Here is a 25,231-nt window from a genome sequence, read left to right on the forward strand (position 1 = left end):
GCCGCCCGACCCGATCTCCACCGAGCCTAGTCCTGCCCGGCCGGATTCGGGACGCGGCCACGGCCCACCGGGGCCCGCGCCCCCGCCGTACCGATGACGACGGTGGCGTACAGCTCCTCGCAGACCACGACCCGTGCGCCCAGCCCGGCACCCCGCATGACGTCCACCGCCGCGTCCCGCTGCCGCTCGCTCGCCTCCACCAGCAGGCTCCCGCCGGGCGCGAGCCACCGGGGCGCGTCCGCGGCGACGCGCCGCATGACGTCGAGCCCGTCCCCGCCCCCGTCCAGGGCTACGCGCGGCTCATGGACCCGGGCCTCGGCTGGCAGCAGCTCCACATCGGCGCTCGGTACGTACGGCACATTGGCGAGCAGCACATCGACCCGCCCGAGCAACCGCTCCGGCAGCGGCCCGAACAGATCCCCCTCATGGGCCACCCCGAGCCCGTGCAGATTCCGCCGGGCACACCGCACGGCGGCCGGCTCGACATCACAGGCATGCAGCTCGACCCGTTCCAGGGCGGCGGCGAGGGCGAGACCGAGGGCCCCCGTACCGCAGCAGAGATCGACGACGACGGCCGGGTCCGGGGCGAGCGCGACGGCGTGCCGCACCAGGAACTCCGTACGCCGCCGCGGCACGAACACCCCGGCATCCACGGCCAGCCGCCGCCCGCAGAACTCGGCCCAGCCCAGCACGTGTTCGAGCGGCAGCCCGCCGACCCGCCGCCCGACGAGCAAAGCCAGCTCGGCCGGGGAGGCGGCGGCCTCATGGAGCAGCGCGGCCTCGTCCTCGGCGAAGACGCAGCCGGCCCGGCGCAGGACATCGGCGGTGGCGGAAAGGGAGGCGGGGGAGGAGGGAAGCACCATGCGGGCGAAGCCTTTCGGGAATTCCGATGGGCGCTCCGCGATGCGCTCGCTAGACCGGTCGTCCGACGCGGCCGTACGGGGTGAGCACCCAGCCTGATCCAGCGGTAATGGGTCTCACCTCCCAGGTCGGGCCCCGTGGCGGGGCGGTGCCCCGGTTGCGGGGTGCGGTCACAGTACAACAGGGCGGGGCGTACGGCATCGGGGGCGGGAGGGGCACCGGGCCGGTCAGGACGCGGACTGCGACCCGCCGAAAGCAGCTCGGGCACTCCCGGCCCCGACACGCGAACTGCCGAACCCACCCACGGGAGCCCGCCATCAGCACCACCCCCGACCCCATTGTCCGGATCTCCACCGACATCGGTGCGCTCGGCCCCTACGGGCGGACGGCGTGGAGACGTACTGGCGCTGGGAGCAGGACCGGGCGCTCCTCGTCAGCAATGGTCGTCAGCAGCCGGAGTCGCTGGAGGCGCGCGGAAGGCATGGCCCATCAACTGCGTGGGGAGAACTTCCGCTTCACGGTGTACGACCTCGCCGACGGCAGCCCGGTCCCGGCCGGGGTGGCGACGCTGCTGTCCGACCCGGCTGTGCGCACGGCGGAGTACCTGGTGATGCTCGGCCCCGAGGCGCGGGGGCGGGGCCTGGGCACGGTGGCCACCCGGCTGGTGCTGGACTACGCGTTCCACGTGACCAACCTGCGGATGGTCTGGCTGAAGGTCCTGGCCCCGAACAAGGCGGGGGTGCGTGCCTACGAGAAGGCCGGGTTCCGGACCTCCGGAACGCTCCGGGAGGCGGGCCACTGGCTCGGGGCGGTCTGCGACGAGATCCTGATGGACGCGCCGGCCCGCGACTTTTCGGGCCCGTCGGCCATCAGGGCCTGACGGGCCTCAAGGGGAACGGAGACGGTCGAGCGGAACGGAGACGGCCGCGGCGGCCGACCCGCGCCGACTGCGCAGGCCGACCGTCGGGGATCAGCTGGGAAACCCGCCCCGGCTCAGCCCGGAGACCGCCCTGGATCAGCTGAGGGACCGCCGGGCTCAGCTCGGAGACCGTCCCGGAACGGCTCAGGGACCGCCCCGGGACCTGCTCAGAACCGGGAGTCGTCGATGTCGATCTCGTACGCGATCTCCCAGCGGATGTCCGGCACGATGATGTCGGCGGTCTCGACCGGACGGCCGTCGGCATCGAAGTAGATGCGCTCCAGCTGAGTGACCAGATCACCTACGGAGATGCCGAGGAAGTTGGCCTGCTCGCGGGTGGCGCGGGCCGGGCGCGGCATTTCGAGGGCGGTGGAGATGTTGACGTCGATGGAGCGCATACGGGCGACGACGCCGATCTTGCCCTGCGGCCCCATCTCGGGGAGCAGGATGGGCGTGCCGCCGGTGATGGCCATCGGCTCCCAGCTGGTGGCGAGTTGGGCGGGCTGGCCGTTCGCGAGGAACTCGTAGTGCGTCATGACGCAGAGGTCGCCCGGCTCGATCGCCAGCCGTGCGGCGATGTCCTCGGTGGCGGGGACCCTGGCCCGGCTGTTGCACTCCCAAGTGCCGTCCGACCCCTGGTCCTTCAGGTTGTGGCGGAACGGGGAACCGATACGATCCTGGCGGAGCCGGGAGCGGACCATCCTGAGGCGCTGGCGGGCTTTGCGGACGTACGTGCCCGATCCGGCACGGCCTTCGAGGATGCCCTCGATGATCAGGCGCTCCATCGCGCGCTGGGCGACGGACTGACCGACGCCGTACTCCTCGGCGAACCGGGCGCGGGACGGCAGCTTGTCGCCGACACTCCACTCACCCGCCATCACCCGGGTGCGGATCTTGTCGGCCACCTGCAAGTACGGGGTATCGCGAGGCATTTCGGCGGCTCCGTGAGGGTGCGGCGTTCAGGGCTCGATATTGACAAAGCTAACCCATCAGGTTGAAGCTGAATATTCAGCATTACATGGAGTGACATCCGTTCACAGGGGAGAACTGTGCACTCAGCACGAGCGCGGGCAGCGGCACTGACCGGCATGCTCACCGCGGCCATCGGCATCGAGCCGCGCGTGGTCGACACCTCAGCCGGTATCCGCGTCGAGGCCGACCTCCCCACCGAGCTGACGGAGACCGAGCACACGGCGGTCCTCGCGGCCCTGGCCACGGCCGATCACTTCGGGCACACGCTCACCCGCACCGCCGAGTTCGTCTGGGCCGAGATCAGCAGAGAGGCGACCGTGACCACGACCGACGCTCCCGACACCGCCTACCGCGATCTGCTCGCCCACACGACGACGTGCGACGCCTGCCGGGCGGGCACGGTCTGCCCCACGGCCGCCCAGCTCGTCCGCGCGTGGCGCGAAACCCGCGCGTAGGGCCCGGCCGACCCACCCGCCTGGCGCTACGCGGCTCACGCTTCCCGCGCCACGGCTCACCCGCTCCCCCGAGACGGAGGCATCCATGCGTACGACCGCCCCTCACCACGCCTTACCGGCCCCGCCCGGGAGGCACCGATGATCGCCCTGTCCGCGACGGACGTCCGTACCTGCGAGGCCTGTTGGAACGCGCCGGTCACCGCCGCCCGGCACACGGAGGCCGGCCGGGACCTGCTCTGCGAGGAGTGCGTGGAGGGGGACTACCCGCGCCGCGTGGACCTCTTCCCGCCGCTGGGCATCTACGGCCTGCCGCCCCGCAAGGTCCGCCCCGAGGGCAGGCACAGGGAGGGCCCTCCGCAGCCCCCGCCGAACCCTGGCCCCCCGCTTCCCAACCCGCCCCCGGCCCCTTCCCCGCCGGGAACGCCCCCGGTGTAGCACAGCCCTGCCGGGAACGCCCCCGGTGTAGCGCGTACGGTGCACCGCCTCTGCGCCGAGGGGGCGCCCCGGGTGCAGCACCTCCAGGGCCCGCGACCGCCTTCACCGGGTGCGGGCCCGCTCCTCACCCCTCGGGTGGCGGCGCCCCCTCCTCCAGGAGCCGTTCCGCGATGTCGTTGGCCCACTCCTGCGCCCACGACCGCAGCGCGGGAACGTCCCGCTCCCCGATCCCGTACGCGGCAAACTCGGCGTCATCGACCCAGTCGACCCCCTCCAGCCGCACCTGGAGCTCGACCAGGTCGAAGGTTTCCGGGGCGTGCCGCCGCCCCAACTCCTCCAGCTCGCTATGGCTCCAATGACCGACGGCCGCCCGCACATCGACCAGGTCGCGTACGAGACCGAGGGCGGCCAGAGCGCGGACCTTGGTGCCCACGACGTCGTCGAGCGAGAGCACCGGCCCGAGCGGAGTCCGTACGGGCGGCCGCCACAACACCTCTTTGCGCAGAACCAGTTCACATGCGGCACCACCGACCGGCTCGGTGACGATCAGCTGCGCCGACACCGGATCGACGTCCGACTCCGCGACCTGCCAACCGCGTTGCCACAGCCCGGCACGCACAGCGGCCGCGATGCCCTCCATGGACGCAGGACTCTCGGTGGCCACGTCCACATCCCGACCGGGCCGATCGACCAGGCCATGAGCCTGTACGGCGCAGCCACCGGCGAGGACGAGGGCATGGTCACCGCCCACGTCCAACACATCGGCCAGCAGACGGTGGTGGAGTTCGGTGAGGTTCACGCGGGGCCCCGGGCACCGGACCCGGCTCGACGGAGACCGGGGAGGCCGGACGCTGATGCCATGCCCCGATTATCACGTACGGGCGGGCACGGGTCATCGCGTACGGACGGGCAACGGGCGGGCACGAGGCACACCGCTCCGGCCGCCCCGCAACGGTCACTCCGGCAACGGTCGAGGCCAGGGGCGCCGCCCGGGTCAGCCGCGTCCCCGCCGCGCCCACCGTCGTAGCCTGCTGACCGCACGTGCCTTGTGGAGACGGGTTGCCGGGAATTCGCCGGGGCTCGTCCTGAGCGCCACGAGCGGCGTCCATCGCGCACGTCCGGTGCAATCCGTCCACCTCACCGCGGGGAGGTCCGTGATCTCCGAGATGCGCTCCCGGTCGATCACCCGCGTACGCAGGTAGCCACGGACCGTCATCCGCGCATGCTCACACGTCACGCCGAGGCGATACCCCCGTACGGCCAGCACGGCGAACCCGATCGCGGCCAGACCGGCCGCGAGCCGCAGCACCCCGCGATCGGCTTGCACCGCGTACGCGATCCCGGCAACCGCCGGAACGGCTCCGAGGCAGCTGTTCGCCAGACGGTTGAGTGGCGTCGGTGAGAGCTGCATGACGTTCCTCGGGTGATCGCGATGACCGGCGCAGCCTACCCGTCGGCAGCCCGCCCGACGTCACACGCAGGCAGGTCATGCGCATGCGGGGAGCCCCATCGGAAGGTCATGACTGCCCGGCGGTCTTCATCGGTCGCTCCTGGGCGCGTCCCGGGCGGCCAGTTCCTGCGCCAGTTCCATGCAGCGCAGGCGCGCCGGGGAGAAGTCGTACGGCATCTTGCCGATGGCTTCGAGCACGCTCATCGAACCGGCCTCCCTCCGGCTTCCGCCGACGTCGGCCCTTTCCTCGCCTCCCTCGCCGGCATCGGCGGGAGCAGGGTGCAGAGCATCCCAGGCATCGCAGAGGGCGTCGTCTTCCTCGTCCAGGCCGGACTCCTCGATGACGGCATGCAGAGTCTTCTCGAAGGCATGCCGTTCAGCGGCCACATGAGCCACGCGCGGATCATCGACGGCGACGCTGTCGTCGAGCGCCTCCTCGGCGTCGTCAATGCGGTCGGATTCCGCACGCAGAGCAGGGTGCGTGGCCAGGGTGATGAAGCGGGCGGCCTGGAGGGCCGCGCCGAGCGGTCCGAAGATCCGCTCGGTGACCAGCAGGGTGTCCAGGTCCGCCTGGCGCAGGGAACCCTCGGGCAGGCCCTTGAGACGTTCGGTGACGAAGTCGGAGAGCAGCCCCATCCGACTCCCTTCGGCACGCATCCGCCGCACGGCGGCTCGCTGCCGCCGCAGTTCCGCCTCCTGCTCGGCGAGGGACTCCTCCAGCCGCTCCAGGACGCCCGCGATGCCCTCCCCGTCCCCTCCCCTGCCCGCACCGGTGGAAGCGGTGTCCGTGGTGAAGGCGTCACGGATGTCGTCCAGGGCGATCCCGGCATCGGCCATCCTGCGGATCCACAGCAGGCGGATCATGTCCTCGTACCCGTAACGGCGACGGCCGTCGCCACCCCGCTCGGGCTCGGGCAGCAGGCCGATCTCGTGGTAGTGGCGGATCGCCCGCGGCGTACTGCCGACGAAGGCCGCCGCGTCACCGATCTTGACCTGGCGGGGCGGCATGAAAGACGCGTGCATGAGAGCGGGGACCTTCCCTTGCGGAATTCGGGGCGCGGGTCCACCGGACCACATGCCGCTACGGAAGGTGCAACCCCGCGCTGCGGAGGCGCGCCCCTGATGGCAGATTGGTGTGGGTGGGCTCGGCTCGGCCGGAGGCGACTGAGCGCACCTCACGGACTACGGACACCCGGTACCCGGCCGGGCATGCTCGCTCTGACCTGCACCTCGCGCGACACCACAACGACGGTATGGGCCTTTGCCGTGGCAGCGCGGGTCGGCAAGACACACCGAGTTGACGGACAACAGCTCAGGGGCGTGCGTCAGCCCGATCGGCAAGCTCCTTCAGCTCTGGAGGCGCTGCGCGCCCTGCGAGAAGGAGAAGTTCCCGGATCGTGTCCCTGGCAGCAACATGGGTGTGGACCAGGTCGGGAGACAGCTCCTCGGCAGCCAGCAACGACCCCAGAGCTTCCCCGACTTGGCGTCGCTGCGCATAGGCTCGGCCAAGGTCCATCTTGAGTCGGGCCCGGCGTTCCAACGAGAGGGCGGACGTGTCCAGCTCGGTGCCCACTTCAATGGCTTCGCCGGCGTCTCCAAGCTCGACCGCGATGGAGACGGCTTGAATTTCCACGTTGGTCGGGCCGAACTCCAGGTTGAAGTCGTTCCGGTCCTCCTCAAGCCTTCCCGCGACCTCTCGCGCTCTCTTCATCTCCTCTCGTGCCCGGGGCCGGTCACCCGCCCGTGCGTGGATGAGAGCGAGGGCCAAGTGCAGCGCACCCATGACCGAAAGTACTTCGGGAGCGGCTGCGGCCTGTGTGTAGTGCCGTTCCAGGGCGTTCAGGGCTGTGGTCGCGGAGTGTTCGGCCTGGTCGAGGTGCTTGAGACGCACGAAGGCCTGGGACAGACGGAAGACGCTGGCGAAGACGTCCAGGGTGTTGCCTGATTGCTCCGCCGCGCGAATGGCTCGATCTGCGGCTACCCACGCGGCGTCCGCCTCGCCCTGCCGTACGAAGGCTGAGGAGAGGGCCTGGTAAGTGCGGCTGAGTAGACCCCAGGCCCTTCCCCGCTCACTCGGCGGAGCCGTTCTCGCCGCCCGCTCGATCCGGGGCACCAGTGGCCCCAGCAAGGCGCTGAGTTCAGCGAACTCGTTGGCATGGGTCAGGTCCCACACGCGGTCCACCGCGCGTTGGATTTCTTCCAGGCTAGCGGGGCCGGGTTCGGTCTCGTCGAGAAGGACTTCCGGGACTGCGTGCCCCGAGATGACCAGCCGAGCCTGGTCGAGATCGTTGGGAAGCTCGACGGCCGGGCCATCTGTCGGCTCCTGCGCCGGCGCGTCGGCACGCAGCTCCTGGATCGAGACACCAAGACCGTCTGCCAGCAGGCGCAGTACGTCCAGGCGGTTGACGGGCTGAATGCCCCGCTCGACCTGAGAGAGCCAGCTCGCGGTGCGTCCGATCTCAGCCGCCAACTGCTTCTGCGTCAGACCACGTGCCTCCCGAAGGCCGGCGACCCGAGCACCGAAAGCGCGGCGTTCCTCTGATGTCACTTCCACACCCCGGCAGCACCTTGGCTCTGTACGAAGGTGACCTCGAAGTCGGTCACATACTTCTCCCGCTCCGCCAGGAAGTGACGGGTGTGCGCCTGCTGCTCGTGCTGATCGAACGCCGCGCGGTCGGCGTACAGCTCGTAGAAGAGCCGGGAGTTGGGCTCATCCGCCACGGTGTGGACGACGTACGAGAGGGTGCCGGGCTCGTGGGCCCGGATGCCCTGCAGCGTCTCCTCCACCAGAGAGTCGAAGGCTTCCGCCGCCTCTGCGTCGCGCAGGTTGAACCGGACGATCAGGCCGAATCCGCTGGTCATGTGGTCCTCCTCAGGTTGCCGCCCCAAGAGTCGCAGAGATACAGCAGCACTGCTACTCGCAGAATTTCTTGACTCGCAATTTTTCTGCGCCTATCTTCGTGGAGACGTTGCGGCTCGGTGAACGTCGCCGGACCTGACTCAAGGAGTTCCGCCATGCCGTTCTTAAAGATCGACACTTCATCAGCTGTCGCGTTCGCAGCAACGCCTCCGAAGCCGAGGCTCGTGAGCGAGCAGACCGGTGAGATCGCGGTGGCCCCGGAGACCGGTGCCCAGCTCGCGTCGGTAGGCCTGCGACCCACCGACAAGAGGGTGAGAAACCCCCACCAGGTCACCGCGTCGAGCACGGGCGCCTCGGAGAACCCCGGCTGCTATCGGCCGTGCAATGACTCCCGATGCTCGAAACAGAAACAGAGTGCCGACGCGTCCTGCTGGTTGGTGTCCTGATGCGGTGCGCCCGCTGGCGTCGGGTGCCCCTCGAACTCGCAGGGGAGGCACGGGAGAAGTCGGCCGTCACGTACATCGACAGGGCAGTGCGATGCCAACTGTCCGCACACGACGAGGGGGAGCACTTCGGCCTCCTCACCGATGCCGACGCGTACGGGACCGCGCTGTGGCTCCGCTGGCGCGGGTCGGACGAAGCAGAACTAGTCGTACTGCCGGACTGCCCGGTGGCCGCCCCCGGGCCCGACGGTGACGGTTGCCGTCTGTTCGTCGACCACACCGCGCAGCACACCTGGATGGACGCTCTGGAGGAGGCCACGTGCGCCAGCTGATCGCAAGCCCGCCCAAGGCCCGGAGCCCTCGCTCGCCTCGTAACGAACAGTGCGGGGACTGTGGTGGGAGTGGTGCCGACTCGCCCGGTAGGACCTGTGGCACCTGTAGCGGCCTTGGCGAGATCCACTGCCGTGCCGGCCATGAGGAGTTCCGCCCGCTGTCCCGCTCCGTGAGCCTAAGGGAGGGTCACCGATGACCCACGCGCTGATCGCCTCCCCGTTCCTCGACGGGCACCTGCTCCTGAAGCCAGGAGCACGGGCCGGTGCCCGCATCCCCGTCGACCACTACGAAGGCCTGCGCCAGGCCGCCGCCGATGGTGAGATGCTTCCCACCTGGGCGGTGCAGACCGCCGCCGATGCGTGGGGCCTGGACCTGGGCGGCCAGACGACGCGCGGCTCCGTGCTGGTGCGCGAGCCGTCTCCGTACGGCTACTGCCGAGCGTCCTGGGAGATCAACCTGGGCTGCAACTTCGGCTGCAAGCACTGCTATCTAGGCGAGCGGCCCTTCTCCGGCCTGGGCTGGAAGGACAAAGTACGGCTGCTGGACATCATGCGCGCGGCGGGCGTTTTATGGCTCCAGATCACCGGCGGCGAACCCACCATGGATCCCCACTTCCAGGGCGCCTACCGGTACGCCTGGCAGGCCGGGATGATGCTCACCATCTCCACGAACGGCTCGCTGCTCTGGCGGCCTGACCTCCTCCGGCTCTTCCGGGACTGCCCGCCGTACCGCCTCGTCGTCAGCATGTACGGGGCGAGCGAGGAGTCCTTCGACACGCTCACCCAGCGCCGCGGAGCGTGGAATGCGTTCCGGCGCGGCATGGACGCCGCCCGTGAGGCGGGTCTGCCACTGCGGATCAACGTCGTGGTGACCGAGGACAACGCCTCCGAGGCCGACGAGATGGCCGCCCTCGCAGACGAGTGGAACGTCGAGAACCACGCGTACACGAACATGACGCCCACGATCTACGGAGGCGGCGAGCCGCTGCTCGCCCAGTCCGCCGCCCACTTGCGGCAGCGCAAACCATTCGCCGGCTGCAACGCGGGACACACCTTCTTCCACGCCGACCCGCACGCCAAGGTCTCAATCTGCAAGGTCGGCCGCGACGAGCAGATCGACCTCATGGCCGAAGGAATCGACGGCCTCACCCGGCTCGGCACCATCGCTGACCGACTCATGCTTCGCACCGGAGGGTGCGAGGGCTGCGCCCTGTCCGGCACCTGCCGGGTCTGCCGTCCCCTGGCCAAGCACTACCAGGAGGCCAGGGCGCCGCTGCACAGCTACTGCCAGCACGGAGACAAGGAGACCGCCTCATGACCCCACCCGTACCGGTGACCATCCTCCCCGGCCCGCCGACCTCGGCCCGCCGCGCCGCCCCTCCCGTCGCGACAGCGTCGATCACCGCCGTACAGGACCTCGACGTGATCGTGGAGAGCGCGGAATGCTCCTGCGACGCCGGAGACGACAACCCCCACTGACCGACACGACCCGGTCAACTCCGCTCAGGCCTCGGCGTACTCGCGTCGGGGCCTGAGGCCTGCCCGGACCACCGCTAGGGTGCCGCCCATGTTCTTCCGCTGGGACTGGCTCCGACCCCAACTGACCGCACCAATCGTGCCGACCCTCGGCCCCGTCCACCCCGACGCCCTGACCGTCGACATCTTCGAGGACGTCCTGCGAGCGGCCGACATCGGTGGCTTCCTTCCTTACGACAAGGACAGGCGCTGGGGCGGCGAGAAGGACGAGAAGGTTCTCCGCGAAAACGTGGTCCATCAACGTGAGCGCACCTTCATTCCCACATTGACCCTGCGTGGACGCGGCACCGTCAGGGTGTTCGCCTACGGTCCTACGGACAACGTCGTGGAGGAGGCCGCGGAGTTGGCCGCCAAGCTCGCGGCCGTGCACGACGTGGCAGGCGCCCGGGTAGTCCGCCCCCTAGGCCCCAAAACCACGCACCCGCACGGCACACGCATCCAGCTCAAGGACTTCACCACCAACCCCTGCCCCGCCCCCGACGGCCCGGTCCGCTCCGTCACCTCTTGGCCGGCCACTGTGCAGGAGACGTTCGCCCCCTTCGCCAGGGACATGGCCACGGACGGCTTGGCCTTTCTCCACGCCCGGATGCAAGCCGACCGGTGCGGCCCCGTCCTTGCCACCGCAGTTGCCGACCGCATCGTGGGTGCGATCGGCCCCATGGAAGTCCGCCCCGACGCGATCGGACGCCCGCAGCTCATGCCCCAGTACTTCGCCGTCCTGCCCGAGGCCCGGGGCCAAGGCCTCGGGCGCCTCCTCTGGAGGGCCGCGATGCACTGGGGCCAACGCCACGGGGCCGCCTACCAACTGCTCCAGACTGAGGTCGGCGGCCCCTCCGACACTCTGTGCCGGTCCGAAGGACTGATCTCCCTCGGCTTCAGCCACACGATTCACGCGTAACCGCTGACAGGGTTGCCGCGCTTCGCTGAGGTCCGGGCAATGCCGGAGGCCCCCAGGGGGCCTCGGCTACGTGGATCGGCCCTCAACAGTCGTAGCGACCACGCATCGGGTTCCTGCGGCTGACACTGCCCAGGACTGATTGTTGCGGTTGCTCTACCTCGCTGTTGTACAGCCGGAGCCCAACGTCCCTTGCCAAAGCTTTCGTCATCCGGCTACGACCGCAACCCTGACCACTGGCGCAAGCTTCCGACGACCAGGTTCTCAACAACCAAACCATCCGCAGCACCAAGATCCTTCGCGATCATCCGTGCTGCTCAGTCCGCGAGAACTCTGAACGCCTTGGATGGCTGTACGGAGTGCTGAGGGAGGGCTGCCGGAGGACTTTCATTTGGGCCATGACAACTCCTCCGAACACCGACGCGTCCGAGCCCGCGTCGAGCACACCTTCGCCCGCATGAAGACCTGGAAAATCCTCCGCGACTGCCGCCAGAAAGGAGACGGCCTCCACCACGCCGTCCAAGCCGTCGCCACCACGCACAACCTCGCCATGACCGGCTGAACCAGCAGGTCAAACTCCACTTCAACCTGCCCACACCCACCCTTCTGCAACAACCTTTAGTCGTCGTACAAGTCACTGCGAAGCATCAGCTCGGCGTTTGGTACTTTACTCATCTGCTCCTTGAACTCGCTTGAGACAGGTTGAGTTGTTGCAAAGATGACTCGGGCGGGATATCTGAGAGGCATCCCTGCCAAAGCTGCAAACTTTTCCAGGGCTTCGACCTTCAAGGAATCAGTCTTGCACTCGCCGAATACGATCGCACCATCAACGATGCAAGCTACGTCCATTTCTCGGCTCTTGCCTCTCCGGGGAAAGTCGAGTAGATCGATCTCCGGGGCATAGTGGAAAGCAGACCTTGACTCACCTTTCAGCTTGTACAAAACTTGCGCAGTGAGGTGTGAGTTATTCCGGTAGAACTGGTAAATTGTCTCCGAAAGCTTGTAGTACCAGTGAGGTACAGCCGGGTCCCTCCAATGCCCTCGCGTGAATTGCTGACTCAAAGAGCAGCGGTTGCATCTGAATTCTGCCGTCAAGGCTTCGATTCCATACCAGGAAACCAGACGACACCGTTCACACTGGAAAATATAGCCGCGTTGAAGCACCTGATTTCCTACAAGGCCATCTATCAGATCAGCAGCCGTCTTCTCGTCACCCAGGCTGCCTGCAATGGCTTGGAGATTCAGATAGGCCCTCTGGTCGTTCTCCAGGTAGATGATGTTGCCGCCCTCGGCCACCTTCCTGGACATGAACTTATCCAGGATCGACCTGGTGGCGGCAGCCTTGATGAACCTGCCGGTAGCGTCCAGGCCGCCAAACCGTCGGAGCGTGTCGTTGAAGTAGTTTCCCTTGTCTGAGTACCGCACTTTGACACCGATACCCTCAAAGTAGGTATCGAAGAGCGTCATAGTGTCTAGCATCTCGATCTTAGGGCGAACCAAAATGGCGTCGAGGTCACTACCGAAGATCATGGAGTTGGGACACAGGTAAGCAATGCCATCATTTGCTACACGAGACTCAGTGGTCGAGCTGTGGAGATTGGCGATCTTTGGCCCCAACGTCGGTAGTGATGGCGGCTGATAACCCTCGATTTGTAGCGACGTCAGCCAATAGTGGTCGGGAAGTCTGATTGCGTTGAAGCTTTTAGGCTTCGGCGTATCAAATGGGCTGACACTTTTCCCATCAACAAATACCATACTGCGATGGTTGACGTAGTTGTCGGTCTCGTAGACCCGCAACAAACATGAGGTGGAGACGGATTCGACGGACACGCATTCAACCTTGGAAATGAACCTGTCGGGCTCCAAATATGGGAGGTTTCTAATCTGGGTCCGATAGGAAACGAGTTGTCGTTGACTAAGGCTCATGCTGCACAATTGCACGCTCTTAGCGCTATGGCCGTAGTTAATCAGCGAGGAGACAACACTAACAAGGTCGCGTGCTGACTGCTCTTCTATCGTAAATGACTCTACTTCTCGTTTCTGCTCACGGCGCTTCCTGGCCGCATTTCGTGCTTTAGTGTAAGAGCGCAGCCAGGCCCGTGGAAGCCACTTAACGCCCTCATGCATGCGGGACAATGAGTAGTAGAAGCAGAAGTCTTCCACTGTGTCGCCAAGCACTAGAACTACTGGCTCTTTGTCTGACCGATGATTTTCAGCCCTGTAGTACTGCCCCAGGTGCAGCATACTTAGACCGAACGGAGTGTTCGGTAGGAAATTTTCATCTAGGCGCGGTTCTTCGTGTTCGCCAGAATATGGCCGCTGCGACCCTTGAACGTGAGTCAAAAGGTTCGTCATTCTGTATGTGTCTGGCAATCGCTTCGCCGTGAAGCCAGCTTCACTGATCTCGTCTATATACTCGCTGTTTCCTACTCCCGTTTCAGAATGGATGAGCAGCTTGAACGTTGGGTCACTAATTGCCGGGGGGAGCCTCACGAGACCAATGTGTCTGGTAGTCGCCGAGATGATTTTTGCGATCTTCGTGAAGGGGTACCCGAAGCCGGACGTACTCGTCAGATGTTGGTCGACTGCATCATTGTAATGAAACGGGCTCAAACGGTAGATGAGCTCCTTATGTAGGCTTTCACTGATGGTGAGCTCATCCACCTGAGACTGCGCAGCACTACCCGTAAACCAATCCTCGAACTCTGCGTCACTCCAGCCTTTGGTTTGGTCGCTATTCTTGTGAAATTCTTTGATCTCCTCATATCGATCCGGGTTGGCTTCTTCGAAGTCCCTGAACGTTAGATTGCAGACCGCGAGATGGTCCGGACTGTAGGCCTCAAGCAACTCCCAAAACTTGCCTTCAATCTTTTTGCCGTCTGTCGGCACAATCAGAAAGTAACGACCACCCCACACATGAGACGCTTGGGTGATAGCCACGTTGGCTGCAGTCTTCCAGTATTCACTATTCTTATTAATAAAGATGGCGCACCGGGGGGGCCGCACAGTTGCGGTGATGTTTTGGTAAGTTGGCTCACCCACGCTACTTCTCCTTTGTTTCAATTATCGGATCAATCGCGAACCAGAATGGCCCTCGGTGATACTCTTAGAACGACAGCAACTGCGAAATATTCGAACGTCCGGCCATCGGTTATATTCGAAACCGGGACAAGCGCGACGGCAACCCTGTCGGGGCTGCAACGCCTCCGCTTCTATAGTCCCCAAAACATTTACTCCCCCTGGTAAATTAATCCCCGGGTTAAGATATCAAGGAAACAGTTGACACGCCTTGAAAATGAACGAAGCTGACTGACGTACGGGGCGATGTCACCTGGGTCGGTGGAGCGGCTTTGGGCTGGAGCTGCTTTGGCGCGAGTGATCATGGCACCGCAAGCTTCCGGCGCGTCGGGCAGTCTGTGGACCTGCCCGGTAAAGCACGAGGCTGGGGCCATGATCATCGAGGCTCGCGCCAAAGTGGCTACCTAAAGCCATGGAGCCGACCGCCCCAGCCACGACGTACCCCTTCTCTGGCGTCAGCTCTGAGCGCGGCACGGGCGTCGGCCGGGCTGGAGCGGGACGGAGATAGGAGCGCAGGCCCGGCCGGGCGCCGTGCCGCGCGCGGGGAGCGGAGCGAGCCGAAACAGTCGAGAAAGTTTGAATCATGATGGGCCTCGGTGGTTGCCGCCTGCGCTGGCTTGGGCGTGGTCTCCTTTCTGTGGTGTGCAACCCCGGCTTTGTGGAGTGAGCGGCTGGAGCGGATGAAGGTGCTCGGTGCGCACCTTCGGGCATTGCGTGCTGAGACCGGCCTGTCCGGTGCAGCACTGGCCCAGGGGCCCGGGGTCGGGCAGCCCACCGTGTCCAAGGTGGAGAACGGACGCATGGTCCCCAGTTCCGATGTGCTGGAGCGCTTGGCCCGCGCTTTCCTTCTCGATGAGGCCGCCACGCGTGAGGTGCGGGAGCTCTCGGCCTGACCGTTGAGACGTCGTACGGCCGATCGCTACTGTTCGTGCCCTCTCGGCGTCAGTCCTGCGCAGCTCCACTCCTCAGCGCCAAGGACCACATCGGCAGCACGCGCGTGGCCTTTGGGGTCGTCCACCGCGACCCGCACTCGCCAGCGTTGTGGTCCCCCGATGTACTTGATGAACCGGCTCTCCCCCATCACGTCACCGATCACGAAGCGTCTGTCTGCCAAGTACAGGGAGCCGTCGAACACCGTCGTGAACGATGGGTCGGCGGCGATGCTCTCTCCGTGGTCCTGGAACAGCCGCACCCTGATCAGAGCTGTCTGTGGCTGTACGCGGACGAGGACGTGAGTGTCGTTGGATGCAGCGGGAGCGCCGGCCAACTTCAGGTCCGTGCTGATCCAGTCCGGAGACCCCAAGGCCATGACCGGATGGTTGACGTACAGGTCCACTCCCGCTGTCTGCACGGGCCCCTCCCCTCCCTTGGAGTCCGGTGAAATCGGTGCGCCTGTGGGCCGCCATCCGGGATCGGCGGCCCACAGGCGGCCCGGAGGTAGTCGTGGCTGCGGGCGGGTTGCTCCGGTTCGAACCGGAGCAGCCCGCCCGCCATAGCGCTCTCCAAGCCGCCGGCCCGCTGCGCTACAGCACCGGCAGCAGCGCCTTCAGCTCGAAGGCGGTCACCTCGCTGCGGTACTCCTCCCACTCCTGCTTCTTGTTGCGGAGGAAGAAGTCGAAGACGTGCTCGCCCAGGGTTTCCGCGACCAGTTCGCTCTTCTCCATCAGGGAGATCGCCTCGCCCAGGTTCTGCGGGAGGGGTTCGATGCCCATCGCGCGGCGTTCGGCGTCGGAGAGGGCCCAGACGTCGTCGTCGGCGCCGGCGGGGAGTTCGTAGCCCTCCTCGATGCCCTTGAGACCTGCGGCGAGGAGGACCGCGTAGGTCAGGTACGGGTTGGCGCCGGAGTCGATGGAGCGGACCTCGACGCGGGCCGAGCCGGTCTTGCCGGGCTTGTACATGGGGACGCGGATGAGGGCGGAGCGGTTGTTGTGGCCCCAGCAGATGTACGAGGGGGCCTCGCCGCCCGCGCCGGCCGCTCGGGTCGAGCCGCCCCAGATGCGCTTGTAGGAGTTGACCCACTGGTTGGTGACGGCCGAGATCTCCGCCGCGTGCTTCAGGAGGCCCGCGATGAACGAGCGGCCCACCTTGGAGAGTTGGTACTCCGCGCCCGACTCGTAGAACGCGTTGCGGTCGCCCTCGAAGAGGGAGAGGTGGGTGTGCATGCCCGAACCCGGGTACTCCGAGAAGGGCTTCGGCATGAACGAGGCCTGCACGCCCTGTTCCAGCGCCACCTGCTTCATCACCAGACGGAACGTCATGATGTTGTCCGCCGTCGACAGCGCGTCCGCGTAGCGGAGATCGATCTCCTGCTGCCCGGGGGCGCCCTCGTGGTGGCTGAACTCCACCGAGATGCCCATCGATTCGAGCATGGTGATCGCCTGGCGGCGGAAGTCCATGCCCACGTTCTGCGGGGTGTGGTCGAAGTAGCCCGAACTGTCCGCCGGGGTGGGGCGGGTGCCGTCCACCGGCTTGTTCTTCAGCAGGAAGAACTCGATCTCGGGGTGCGTGTAGAACGTGAAGCCGAGGTCGGAGGTCTTGGCGAGGATCCGCTTGAGGACATAGCGCGGGTCCGCGAACGACGGGGAGCCGTCCGGCATCAGGATGTCGCAGAACATCCGGGCCGTGCCCGGTGCTTCCGCACGCCACGGCAGGATCTGGAACGTGGCCGGGTCCGGCTTGGCAATCATGTCCGATTCGTACACCCGGGCGAAGCCCTCGATCGCCGAGCCGTCGAAGCCGATGCCCTCGTCGAAGGCCTGCTCCAGTTCGGCCGGGGCCACGGCGACGGACTTGAGGAACCCCAGGACGTCGGTGAACCACAGCCGCACGAAGCGGATGTCGCGCTCCTCAAGGGTCCTGAGGACGAATTCCTGCTGCTTGTCCATTGCCACATCCTTGCAGTTCAGACGGTCCGTGCACCACCGCCCGGGGTAGGGGGACACTTCAGTATCGCGACCCGGGATTTCCCCCAGATTACGCACACGGTGTGAGAGAGAGCACCCGGCCACCCGATACGGTCGGCGGCCCCGCCACGTGGGGGCCGTGGCGGGGTGTGCGTACGCCACCGTCCTCGTACCGGCGCACCTGAACGGGTGATTGCGGTCGCGCGCTCCGGGCCGCGCGATGACGATGGGTTGCGCTCGGGGCCGTACGGCAGTGCCATCGGCACGCAGGAGGAAAATCCGCCATGACGACCGCCAAAGACATCATGCACAGCGGGGCCCGCTGGATCCCCGCCCACGAGACGCTCGACCGTGCGGCGCAGCTGATGCGTGAGCACAACGTGGGCGCGCTGCCCGTCTCCGCCAACGGTGACGCGGACCGGATGGTCGGCATCATCACCGACCGCGACATCGTCGTCGGCTGTGTGGCCATGGGCCACGACCCCTCGAAGGTGACCGCCGGCGAGCTGGCCCAGGGCACGCCCCGCTGGATCGAGGCGGACGCGGACGTGAACGCGGTCCTGGAGGAGATGCAGAACCACCGCATCCGCCGGCTCCCCGTCGTCGAGAACAAGAAGCTCGTCGGCATGATCAGCGAGGCCGACCTCGCCCAGCACCTCACCGAGGAGCAGATCGCCGCCTGGGCGGAGAAGGTGTACTCGCGGAGTTGAGCCTCTGTGCTCTGTGGTCCTGGTTCGTGAACCCGGATGCGTGAGCCGTGAACCCGCATCCGTGATCCTTGATCCCGGGTCTGGGGGCTGAGGGCTGGGATCCGAGGTCCGTGAGTCGTGAGCCGTGGTCCGGTGCTCCGTCGATCCGACGAGGGTGCCGGGCCGCCGGCCGTTTCCGTCCCGCATACCCTCCCCGGGTAGGGTGCTCCCATGGTGCGTACGGTCGGCGGAGTCCGGAGCGGGAGCGTGATGTGCGGGCGGCTCCTGCTCCTCGCCGCGCTGCTCTTCGGCATCTTCACCATGCACACCGTCGGCCATCCCGCTGAGCATCCCGACCCGGGCCTCACCGCGCAGGCGGGTCCGGTGGTCGCGCAGTCCGCCCCGATGGCCGCGCAGGCCGGGCCGGGCTCCGCGCACACCGGACCCGCCGCCGTGTCCGCCGTCGAGGTCGGGGGTGACGGTGTTTCCGGCGGAGCCGCGCATCATTCCGGCCCCGCGTCCCCCGACTCCCCCATGAGCGGCATGGATCCGCTCTCCGTCTGTCTCGCCGTCCTCGGTGCCTGGGGGCTCGCCCTCGTCGGGCTCTGGCTGTTCGGGGTGCGCGTGGGCGGGCGGGGGCTCGGTACGCCGGTGGGGGCGGGGCTCCTGCGGGTGCTGCGGGCTCCGCCGCCCCCGATATCAGTGCTCGCCACCGTCTCGGTGCTGCGTATTTAGGAGTGGGCGTTCACCTCCGCCCTTCTCCCGATCCCGAACGACCAGCAGTTCCCCAGAGGTGTATTCAGCATGTCCACACAGCCCACCCGACGCGCCGTGCTCGGCGCCGCTCTCGCCGTCGCCGGTACGGGAGTCCTCGCCGCCTGTTCCGACGGCGGCGGCCACGGGGGCGGTCACGGCGGCCCCGACGCACCGGCCGGTGCCCAGGCCTCCGGTACGTACGTCTCCCCGGACGGCGAGGAGGTCGCTGCGGCCGAGAAGGCGCGCGGCTCCGGTCCCGTACGGAAGGTCTCCCTCACCGCCACCCGCGCCCGGCTCGATCTGGGCGGCGGCACCACCGTCGCCTCCTGGGCCTACAGGGACCGGCTGCCCGGGCGTGAGGTGCGGGTGACCGCCGGGGAGACCCTCGACCTCACCCTGGCCAACCACCTCCCCCAGCCCACCTCGATGCACTGGCACGGCCTCGCCCTGCGCAACGACATGGACGGCGTCCCCGGGCTCACCCAGCGGGCCGTCGCGCCGGGGGCCGACTTCCGCTACCGGTTCACCCTGCCGCACCCGGGTACGTACTGGTTCCACCCCCACTCCGGCGTCCAGCAGGACCGCGGGCTGTACGCACCGCTCGTCGTGGAGGACCCGAAGGAGCCGCTCCCGTACGACAAGGAGTGGGTCGTCGTCCTCGACGACTGGGTCGACGGGGTGGCGGGCTCCACTCCGGACGCCGTGCTCAAGGAACTGTCCGGCGGCATGGGCGGCGGGCACGACGGGATGGATCACGGGGCGCACACCATGTCCGGGGAGGACGATCCGGCCGAGGGCGGGCCCGACGGTCCCTCACGGATGATGATGGGCGCGCGCAGTGAGCTGCTCGGTGGCGACGCCGGTGACGTCGCCTATCCGCACTACCTCGTGAACGGACGCGTGGCCGACGATCCGGAGACGTTCCGGGCGCGGCCCGGGGACCGTATCCGGCTGCGGATCATCAACGCGGGGGGCGACACCGCCTTCCGGGTCGCGCTCGGCGGCCACCGGCTGACCGTCACCCACACCGACGGCTTCCCCGTACGGCACGCCACCGGGGACGCGCTGCTGCTGGGGATGGGCGAGCGGTACGACGTCCTCGTCACCGCCGGGGACGGGGTCTTCCCGCTCACCGCCCTGGCCGAGGGGAAGAGGGCGTCCGCGCTCGCGGTGCTGCGGACCGGGAGCGGGGCCGCGCCCGCCGCCTCCGTACGGCCCGGAGAGCTGGACGGGCAGCTCGTCGAGGCGGGGCGGCTGGTGCCGGACCCGTCGGTGGCGCTGAAGGAGCGGGCGCCGGACCGGACGATCCGGATGCGGCTCACGGGCGGGATGGAGAAGTACGACTGGGCCTTCGACGGGAGGCCGTACAGCGCGGAGCACCGGCGGCCGGTGGGGGCCGGGGAGCGGGTGCGGGTCGTCTTCGACAACGCGACGGCCATGTGGCACCCGCTCCATCTGCACGGCCACACCTTCGCGCTGGCGGGGAACGCCGCCGGGGCCCGTAAGGACACCGCGATCGTGCTGCCGCACCGGTCGCTGACGGTGGACTTCGACGCCGACAATCCGGGGCTGTGGATGGTCCACTGCCACAACGTCTACCACGCGGAGGCCGGGATGATGACCGTCCTCGGGTATCGGGGCTAGCCGTCCGGGCGCGGTGCGGGTCGGGAGCACCTAGGCGGCTCTGACCTGCGGTTCCGGTGGGCCCGGGGAGATTTTGCCCGGGCCGCCGGGACATCGCGTCAGAAAGACGATTACACTGGCGGACGTGCCTCAACTACGCCTCGCACTGAATCAGATCGACTCGACCGTCGGCGACCTCGCCGGCAACTCCGAGGCGATCGTCCACTGGACCCGGCACGCCGCCGAACAGGGCGCCCACCTCGTGGCGTTCCCCGAGATGGTGCTGACCGGCTACCCCGTCGAGGACCTGGCCCTGCGGTCGTCCTTCGTCGAGGCCTCCCGGCAGGCGCTGCGCGCGCTGGCCGCCCGGCTCGACGCGGAGGGCTTCGGCGAGCTGCCGGTCGTCGTCGGCTATCTGGACCGCTCCGAGCACGCCGCCGCGCGGTACGGGCAGCCCGCCGGGTCCCCGCGCAACGCGGCCGCCGTGCTCCACCGCGGCGGGATCGCCCTCAACTTCGCCAAGCACCACCTGCCGAACTACGGCGTCTTCGACGAGTTCCGGTACTTCGTGCCGGGCGACTCGATGCCCGTCGTCCGCGTCCACGGCGTCGATGTGGCCCTCGCGATCTGCGAGGACCTGTGGCAGGACGGCGGGCGCGTCCCGGCCGCCCGGGCCGCCGGGGCCGGGCTGCTGCTGTCGATCAACGCCTCGCCGTACGAGCAGGACAAGGACGACACCCGGCTGGAGCTGGTCCGCAAGCGGGCCCAGGAGGCCGGGTGCACGACGGCCTATCTGGCGATGATCGGCGGGCAGGACGAGCTGGTCTTCGACGGGGACTCGATCGTCGTCGACAAGGAGGGCGAGGTCATCGCCCGCGCCCCGCAGTTCTCCGAGGGCAGCGTGATCCTCGATCTGGAGCTGCCCGCGGCCGCCCCCGCGGCGCCGTCGGGGGTCGTGGACGACGGGCTGCGGATCGACCACGTGGTGCTGTCGGACCGGCCGGTGGACGCGTACGAGCCGGAGCTGGCGGGCGGGTACGCGGAGCGGCTGGAGGACGACGAGGAGATCTACTCCGCGCTGGTCGTCGGGCTGCGTGCGTACGCCGCGAAGAACGGTTTCAGCAGTGTGCTGCTCGGGCTCTCCGGGGGGATCGACTCGGCGCTCTGCGCGGCCATCGCCTGCGATGCGCTCGGGGCGGAGAACGTGTACGGCGTCTCCATGCCGTCCAAGTACTCCTCGGACCACTCCAAGGGCGACGCGGCCGAGCTGGCCCGGCGGACCGGGCTCAACTTCCGTACGGTGTCGATCGCCCCGATGTTCGACGCGTACATGGAGTCCCTGGGGCTCACCGGTCTCGCGGAGGAGAACCTCCAGGCGCGGCTGCGCGGGACGACGCTGATGGGCATCTCCAACCAGGAGGGGCAGATCGTGCTGGCGCCCGGCAACAAGTCGGAGCTGGCGGTCGGCTACTCCACGCTGTACGGGGACGCGGTGGGCGCGTACGGGCCGATCAAGGACGTCTACAAGTCGTCGGTCTTCCGGCTGGCGAAGTGGCGCAACCGGGCGGCGGAGGAGCGGGGCCAGACCCCGCCGATCCCCGAGGCCTCGATCACCAAGCCGCCGAGCGCGGAGCTGCGGCCGGGTCAGGTCGACACGGACTCGCTGCCGGACTACGAGGTGCTCGACGCGATCCTGGAGCTGTACGTGGACCGGGACCAGGGTCTCGATGCCATCGTGGCGGCCGGGTTCGACGCGGAGCTGGTGGCGAAGACGTTGCGGATGGTGGACACCGCCGAGTACAAGCGGCGGCAGTATCCGCCGGGGACGAAGATCTCGCCGAAGGGGTTCGGGAAAGACCGGCGGCTGCCGATCACGAACCGGTGGCGGGAGTCGTCCTAGCGGGTTCGCGGGGGCGGGCCACGGGCGTCACCGGGGGCGTCCGGTGGCCGCCTTCGTCCTCAGGCGCCGGACGGGCCGGGGTGCCGTGCGCGTGCCCGGGGGCGGTGTTGCCCCGGGCCCGTCCGGCGTGACGGTTCCGTCCTCAAGCGCCGGACGGGCTGGAGAAGGTGTTTCCGGACGCGCCGGATGGGGCCGACCTGGGCGAAGGCTGTGCTACCCCGGGCCCGTCCCGCGCGACCGCTCCGCCCTGAAACGCCGGACGGGCTGGAGAAGGTGTTTCCGCACGGGCCGGATGGGGCCGGGTGGGCATCGGGCCGATGCTCCTGCGGGTCCGTCCCGCTCAACGGCTCCGCCCTCAGACACCGGAAGGGCTGGAGAGAGTGTCCCCGGACGGGCCGGACGGGGCCGGGTGGGCCTCGGGCCGATGGTCCTGCGGGCCCGTCCCGCTCGACGGTTCCGTCCTCAGACGCCGGACGGGCTGGAAGTGGTCGTCGGACGGGCTCGGTGTGCTGCCACCACCCGGGCCCCTCCCCCGTCGCCCCGGTCCAGGAATCCCGCCGTCACGGCTATCGCGAGGCCCGTCACCGCCAGTGCCGCGCCGACGAACGCCGGGGACGTCCAGCCCCAGCCCGCCGCTATCGCCGCTCCGCCGAGCCAGGCGCCGCCCGCGTTGGCCAGGTTGAAGGCGGAGTGGTTGGAGGCGGAGGCCAGGGTGGGGGCGTCCTTCGCCTTGTTCATGACCAGCAGTTGGAGCGGGGTCGTCGTCATGAAGCCGACCGCCCCCAGCAGCGTCACCATCACCAGCGCCGCCCACGGCACGTGCACCGTGAACGGGAACGCCACCAGCACCACCGCCAGCGCGCCGAGCGACCCGTACAGGGTCGGGCGCAGGGCCCGGTCCGTGAGCGGGCCCGCCGCCAGGGCTCCCAGGGTCATCCCGATGCCGAAGAGGGCCAGGACGAGGGTGACCGAGGACTCGCCGAAGCCCATCGCCTCGGTGGTCATCGCCGAGAGGTACGAGTACACCGCGAAGACCCCCGCGAAGCCGAAGACGGCCGTGAGCAGGCCGAGGAGCACCTGACGGTTGCCGAGGGCGCGGAGTTCGCGGCGTACCTCCTGGTGCGCCTCGACCGGGATCCGGGGCACCAGGCGGGCCAGGGCCGCCATCGCCGCCAGGCCGATCGCCGCGACGACGAGGAAGGTGGCGCGCCAGCCGAGGTGCTGGCCGAGCAGGGTCGCCGCCGGTACGCCGACGATGTTGGCGACCGTCAGGCCGAGGAACATCGTCGCCACCGCCCGCGCCTGCCTGCCCTCGGCGGCCATCCGGGCGGCGACCACCGCGCCGACGCCGAAGAACGCGCCGTGCGGGAGTCCGGCGAGGAAGCGGCCCGCCAGCAGCCAGCCGAAGTCGGGGGCGAGCGCGGAGGCCAGGTTGCCGACGGTGAAGAGCGCCATCAGGAGCAGCAGCATCTTCTTGCGCGGCACGCGGGAGCCGAGGCCGGTGAGCAGGGGTGCGCCCAGGACGACGCCGATCGCGTACGCCGAGACGAGGTGGCCGGCGGTCGGCACGGACGTGCCCAGGTCGTCCGCCACATTGGGCAGCAGGCCCATCATGACGAACTCGGTCGTGCCGATGCCGAAGGCGCTCACGGCCAGGGCGAGCAGGGCCAGGGGCATGGGGAACCTTCGCAATCTCGGAGCGGGGAGCGGGAAGCGCGGAGGGCCGGGGCCCGGGGGCCGGAAGGGGGAAGGACAGCGAAGAGCCGTCGCCTCGGCTGGGGTGCCGGGCGACGGCTGGGTCTTCTGGCTTCTTCCGGCCTTCCGGTCTTCTCTTCCGGCCTTCTTTATGTAAGCGACTTGAACTAATTGTCGCAGACGCTCGGTGCTCCGCCGTCCCCGCGCACGGTCACCACGGTCACAGCTGTACGCGGGCCGCCAGCGGCAGGTGGTCGCTGTCGGTCGCGGCCAGGGTCCACGAGGACTTCGGCTCGACGCCCTTGACCATGATCTGGTCGATCCGGGCCATCGGGAACGACGCGGGCCAGCTGAAGCCGAAGCCGTCGCCGACCGCGCCCTGGGTGGAGCGCATCTGGGAGGTGACCGCCTTGAGGGAGCGGTCGTTCATCGTGCCGTTCAGGTCACCGAGGAGGACGACCCGCTCGACCGGCTCGTCCGCGATGGCCTCGCCCAGGGCGTCGGCGCTGCTGTCGCGCTGGTTGGCGGTGAACCCGGCGCGCAGCTTGACCCGGACCGACGGCAGGTGGGCCACGTACACCGCGACCTCGCCCTGGGGCGCCTTGACCGTGGAGCGCATCGCCCGGGTCCAGCCCATCTTGATGTCGACCGGCCGGGTGTTGCTGAGCGGGTACTTGCTCCACAGCCCGACGGTGCCCTGGACCGAGTGGTACGGGTAGCGGGCGGCGAGCGACTTCTCGTACGTGGACACCTTCGAGCCCGGCAGCTCCTGGAGGGCCACCACGTCGGCCCCGGAGCCCGCGACCTGCTGGGCGGTGCCGGCGGGGTCCGGGTTGCCCGCGTTGACGTTGTGGGTGGCCACGGTGAGGTCGCCGCCGGTGCCGGACTTGTCGGTGATCAGGCCGCCGAACGTGTTGAGCCAGACCACGGCGGGCAGCAGCAGGGCGATCAGCGCGGTGGCGGAGCGCCGCACCAGGGCCAGGAGCAGCAGCACCGGGATGAACACCGCGATCCACGGCAGGAACGTCTCGATGAGGCTGCCGAGGTTGCCGACCCGGTTCGGGATCTGCGCGTGGACGGCCATCACGAGCGTCAGCACCACCGAGCAGAGGGCCAGCACGATGCCGCGCCGCCAGATCCCCGGGTCCCGCCTCGCTCTGTCCAGAAGGCCCCGGAAGCGGCTCTCCCCGGGCTGCGGCCGCTCCGCGCTGCCGTTGCCCGTGTCCGCCCCGTACGCCTGCACCATCGCGCCCGTCCTCACTGCCTTGCCGTACACATCGCCGCGCCCCTCGACCCTAGGTGATGGGTGGCGTCTTTCCCGCCGTCGACTTCCCTGCGCCGGCCCCGGCGTCGGTCCGTCGGCGGCGGCCCTTCGTCTGCAGGACGAGTGGAGCGGGACGGGAGGTTCCGGTACGGGACCGGCGGTGGG

General features: G+C 68.3%; 24 protein-coding genes and 1 pseudogene. 13 read left to right on the forward strand and 12 right to left on the reverse strand.

All coding sequences use genetic code 11. From position 1 onward, the window contains the following. Window positions 1-26 precede the first annotated feature (26 nt). Window positions 27-863: a putative protein N(5)-glutamine methyltransferase gene (locus ACQ9ZG_RS07885; RefSeq protein WP_499280178.1), complete on the reverse strand. Its 837-nt coding sequence runs from the start codon at window positions 861-863 to the stop codon at window positions 27-29. 479 nt (window positions 864-1,342) lie between these two features. Here ACQ9ZG_RS07885 and ACQ9ZG_RS07890 point away from each other — a divergent pair, with 479 nt between their 5' ends. Next, complete coding sequence (locus ACQ9ZG_RS07890) at window positions 1,343-1,741, forward strand: GNAT family N-acetyltransferase (RefSeq protein WP_258311903.1); 399 nt, start codon at window positions 1,343-1,345, stop codon at window positions 1,739-1,741. Between the two features lie 206 nt (window positions 1,742-1,947). On the opposite strand, the gene ACQ9ZG_RS07895 is transcribed toward ACQ9ZG_RS07890, so the two are convergent. Next, window positions 1,948-2,712, reverse strand: a complete 765-nt coding sequence (locus ACQ9ZG_RS07895) for a GntR family transcriptional regulator (RefSeq protein WP_109914147.1) — start codon at window positions 2,710-2,712, stop codon at window positions 1,948-1,950. A 156-nt stretch (window positions 2,713-2,868) separates the two neighbouring features. On the opposite strand from ACQ9ZG_RS07895, the gene ACQ9ZG_RS07900 reads away from it, so the two are divergent. Beyond that, window positions 2,869-3,207, forward strand: a complete 339-nt coding sequence (locus ACQ9ZG_RS07900; RefSeq protein ID WP_109914148.1) for a hypothetical protein — start codon at window positions 2,869-2,871, stop codon at window positions 3,205-3,207. 138 nt (window positions 3,208-3,345) lie between these two features. Continuing rightward, window positions 3,346-3,642, forward strand: coding sequence for a hypothetical protein (locus ACQ9ZG_RS07905; protein ID WP_109914149.1), 297 nt, complete (start codon window positions 3,346-3,348; stop codon window positions 3,640-3,642). A gap of 124 nt (window positions 3,643-3,766) precedes the next feature. Here ACQ9ZG_RS07905 and ACQ9ZG_RS07910 read toward each other — a convergent pair whose 3' ends face one another. From ACQ9ZG_RS07910 to ACQ9ZG_RS07930, 5 genes are all read right to left on the reverse strand, one after another. Beyond that, a complete protein-coding gene (locus ACQ9ZG_RS07910) occupies window positions 3,767-4,441 on the reverse strand; it encodes a nucleotidyl transferase AbiEii/AbiGii toxin family protein (RefSeq protein ID WP_109914150.1) in 675 nt (224 codons plus the stop codon). Window positions 4,442-4,636: 195 nt separating this feature from the next. Then, a complete protein-coding gene (locus ACQ9ZG_RS07915) occupies window positions 4,637-5,053 on the reverse strand; it encodes a hypothetical protein (RefSeq protein ID WP_109914151.1) in 417 nt (138 codons plus the stop codon). A gap of 126 nt (window positions 5,054-5,179) precedes the next feature. Beyond that, window positions 5,180-6,115: a MerR family transcriptional regulator gene (locus ACQ9ZG_RS07920; RefSeq protein WP_109914152.1), complete on the reverse strand. Its 936-nt coding sequence runs from the start codon at window positions 6,113-6,115 to the stop codon at window positions 5,180-5,182. Window positions 6,116-6,404: 289 nt separating this feature from the next. Further along, window positions 6,405-7,646, reverse strand: a complete 1,242-nt coding sequence (locus tag ACQ9ZG_RS07925; RefSeq protein ID WP_258311910.1) for a helix-turn-helix domain-containing protein — start codon at window positions 7,644-7,646, stop codon at window positions 6,405-6,407. Next, window positions 7,637-7,954, reverse strand: coding sequence for a putative quinol monooxygenase (locus ACQ9ZG_RS07930; RefSeq protein ID WP_099220760.1), 318 nt, complete (start codon window positions 7,952-7,954; stop codon window positions 7,637-7,639). Before ACQ9ZG_RS07930 ends, ACQ9ZG_RS07925 begins: the two co-directional genes overlap by 10 nt. Before the next feature lie 392 nt (window positions 7,955-8,346). On the opposite strand from ACQ9ZG_RS07930, the gene ACQ9ZG_RS07935 reads away from it, so the two are divergent. The 5 genes and pseudogenes from ACQ9ZG_RS07935 to ACQ9ZG_RS07955 form a co-directional block, all read left to right on the forward strand. Beyond that, window positions 8,347-8,727 (forward strand): hypothetical protein, encoded by a 381-nt coding sequence (locus ACQ9ZG_RS07935; RefSeq protein WP_239694861.1) that lies wholly within the window; start codon window positions 8,347-8,349, stop codon window positions 8,725-8,727. A gap of 193 nt (window positions 8,728-8,920) precedes the next feature. Beyond that, a complete protein-coding gene (locus ACQ9ZG_RS07940; protein WP_109914154.1) occupies window positions 8,921-10,045 on the forward strand; it encodes a radical SAM protein in 1,125 nt (374 codons plus the stop codon). After that, the gene (locus ACQ9ZG_RS07945) at window positions 10,042-10,206 is read left to right on the forward strand and encodes a hypothetical protein (protein ID WP_164494953.1); all 165 of its coding nucleotides are present in this window, start codon (window positions 10,042-10,044) and stop codon (window positions 10,204-10,206) included. The genes ACQ9ZG_RS07940 and ACQ9ZG_RS07945 overlap by 4 nt, the downstream gene beginning before the upstream one ends. 88 nt (window positions 10,207-10,294) lie before the next feature. After that, window positions 10,295-11,161, forward strand: a complete 867-nt coding sequence (locus tag ACQ9ZG_RS07950) for a GNAT family N-acetyltransferase (protein WP_109914155.1) — start codon at window positions 10,295-10,297, stop codon at window positions 11,159-11,161. 412 nt (window positions 11,162-11,573) lie between these two features. Continuing rightward, a pseudogene (locus ACQ9ZG_RS07955) lies at window positions 11,574-11,720 on the forward strand (transposase); the annotation flags it as partial. A 56-nt stretch (window positions 11,721-11,776) separates the two neighbouring features. Here ACQ9ZG_RS07955 and ACQ9ZG_RS07960 read toward each other — a convergent pair. After that, entirely contained in the window at window positions 11,777-14,200 is a 2,424-nt protein-coding gene (locus ACQ9ZG_RS07960; protein WP_146225391.1) for a hypothetical protein, read from the reverse strand. A gap of 716 nt (window positions 14,201-14,916) precedes the next feature. On the opposite strand from ACQ9ZG_RS07960, the gene ACQ9ZG_RS07965 reads away from it, so the two are divergent. Further along, on the forward strand, window positions 14,917-15,129 hold the full coding sequence (locus ACQ9ZG_RS07965; RefSeq protein WP_219995575.1) for a helix-turn-helix domain-containing protein: 213 nt from the start codon (window positions 14,917-14,919) through the stop codon (window positions 15,127-15,129). Window positions 15,130-15,155: 26 nt separating this feature from the next. On the opposite strand, the gene ACQ9ZG_RS07970 is transcribed toward ACQ9ZG_RS07965, so the two are convergent. Both ACQ9ZG_RS07970 and glnA read right to left on the reverse strand, forming a co-directional pair. After that, on the reverse strand, window positions 15,156-15,572 hold the full coding sequence (locus ACQ9ZG_RS07970) for a hypothetical protein (protein WP_499280179.1): 417 nt from the start codon (window positions 15,570-15,572) through the stop codon (window positions 15,156-15,158). Between the two features lie 187 nt (window positions 15,573-15,759). Further along, window positions 15,760-17,121, reverse strand: a complete 1,362-nt coding sequence (gene glnA / locus ACQ9ZG_RS07975) for a gamma-glutamylpolyamine synthetase GlnA2 (protein WP_018486792.1) — start codon at window positions 17,119-17,121, stop codon at window positions 15,760-15,762. 302 nt (window positions 17,122-17,423) lie between these two features. Between glnA and ACQ9ZG_RS07980 the strand changes: the two genes are divergently transcribed. From ACQ9ZG_RS07980 to ACQ9ZG_RS07995, 4 genes are all read left to right on the forward strand, one after another. Further along, on the forward strand, window positions 17,424-17,849 hold the full coding sequence (locus ACQ9ZG_RS07980) for a CBS domain-containing protein (RefSeq protein ID WP_018486793.1): 426 nt from the start codon (window positions 17,424-17,426) through the stop codon (window positions 17,847-17,849). A 210-nt stretch (window positions 17,850-18,059) separates the two neighbouring features. Further along, on the forward strand, window positions 18,060-18,563 hold the full coding sequence (locus ACQ9ZG_RS07985) for a hypothetical protein (RefSeq protein WP_181398045.1): 504 nt from the start codon (window positions 18,060-18,062) through the stop codon (window positions 18,561-18,563). 69 nt (window positions 18,564-18,632) lie between these two features. Continuing rightward, window positions 18,633-20,228 (forward strand): multicopper oxidase family protein, encoded by a 1,596-nt coding sequence (locus tag ACQ9ZG_RS07990; protein WP_109914158.1) that lies wholly within the window; start codon window positions 18,633-18,635, stop codon window positions 20,226-20,228. Between the two features lie 124 nt (window positions 20,229-20,352). Further along, window positions 20,353-22,107 (forward strand): NAD+ synthase, encoded by a 1,755-nt coding sequence (locus tag ACQ9ZG_RS07995; RefSeq protein ID WP_109914159.1) that lies wholly within the window; start codon window positions 20,353-20,355, stop codon window positions 22,105-22,107. Window positions 22,108-22,569: 462 nt separating this feature from the next. Here ACQ9ZG_RS07995 and ACQ9ZG_RS08000 read toward each other — a convergent pair whose 3' ends face one another. Together ACQ9ZG_RS08000 and ACQ9ZG_RS08005 are read right to left on the reverse strand one after the other, a co-directional pair. Continuing rightward, the gene (locus ACQ9ZG_RS08000; protein WP_109914160.1) at window positions 22,570-23,784 is read right to left on the reverse strand and encodes an MFS transporter; all 1,215 of its coding nucleotides are present in this window, start codon (window positions 23,782-23,784) and stop codon (window positions 22,570-22,572) included. Between the two features lie 238 nt (window positions 23,785-24,022). Beyond that, window positions 24,023-25,048: an endonuclease/exonuclease/phosphatase family protein gene (locus ACQ9ZG_RS08005; RefSeq protein WP_109914161.1), complete on the reverse strand. Its 1,026-nt coding sequence runs from the start codon at window positions 25,046-25,048 to the stop codon at window positions 24,023-24,025. Between the last annotated feature and the right edge of the window lie 183 nt (window positions 25,049-25,231).

The sequence above is a fragment of the Streptomyces araujoniae genome (genome assembly GCF_050871195.1).
Classification (GTDB): Bacteria; Actinomycetota; Actinomycetes; order Streptomycetales; family Streptomycetaceae; genus Streptomyces; species Streptomyces bacillaris.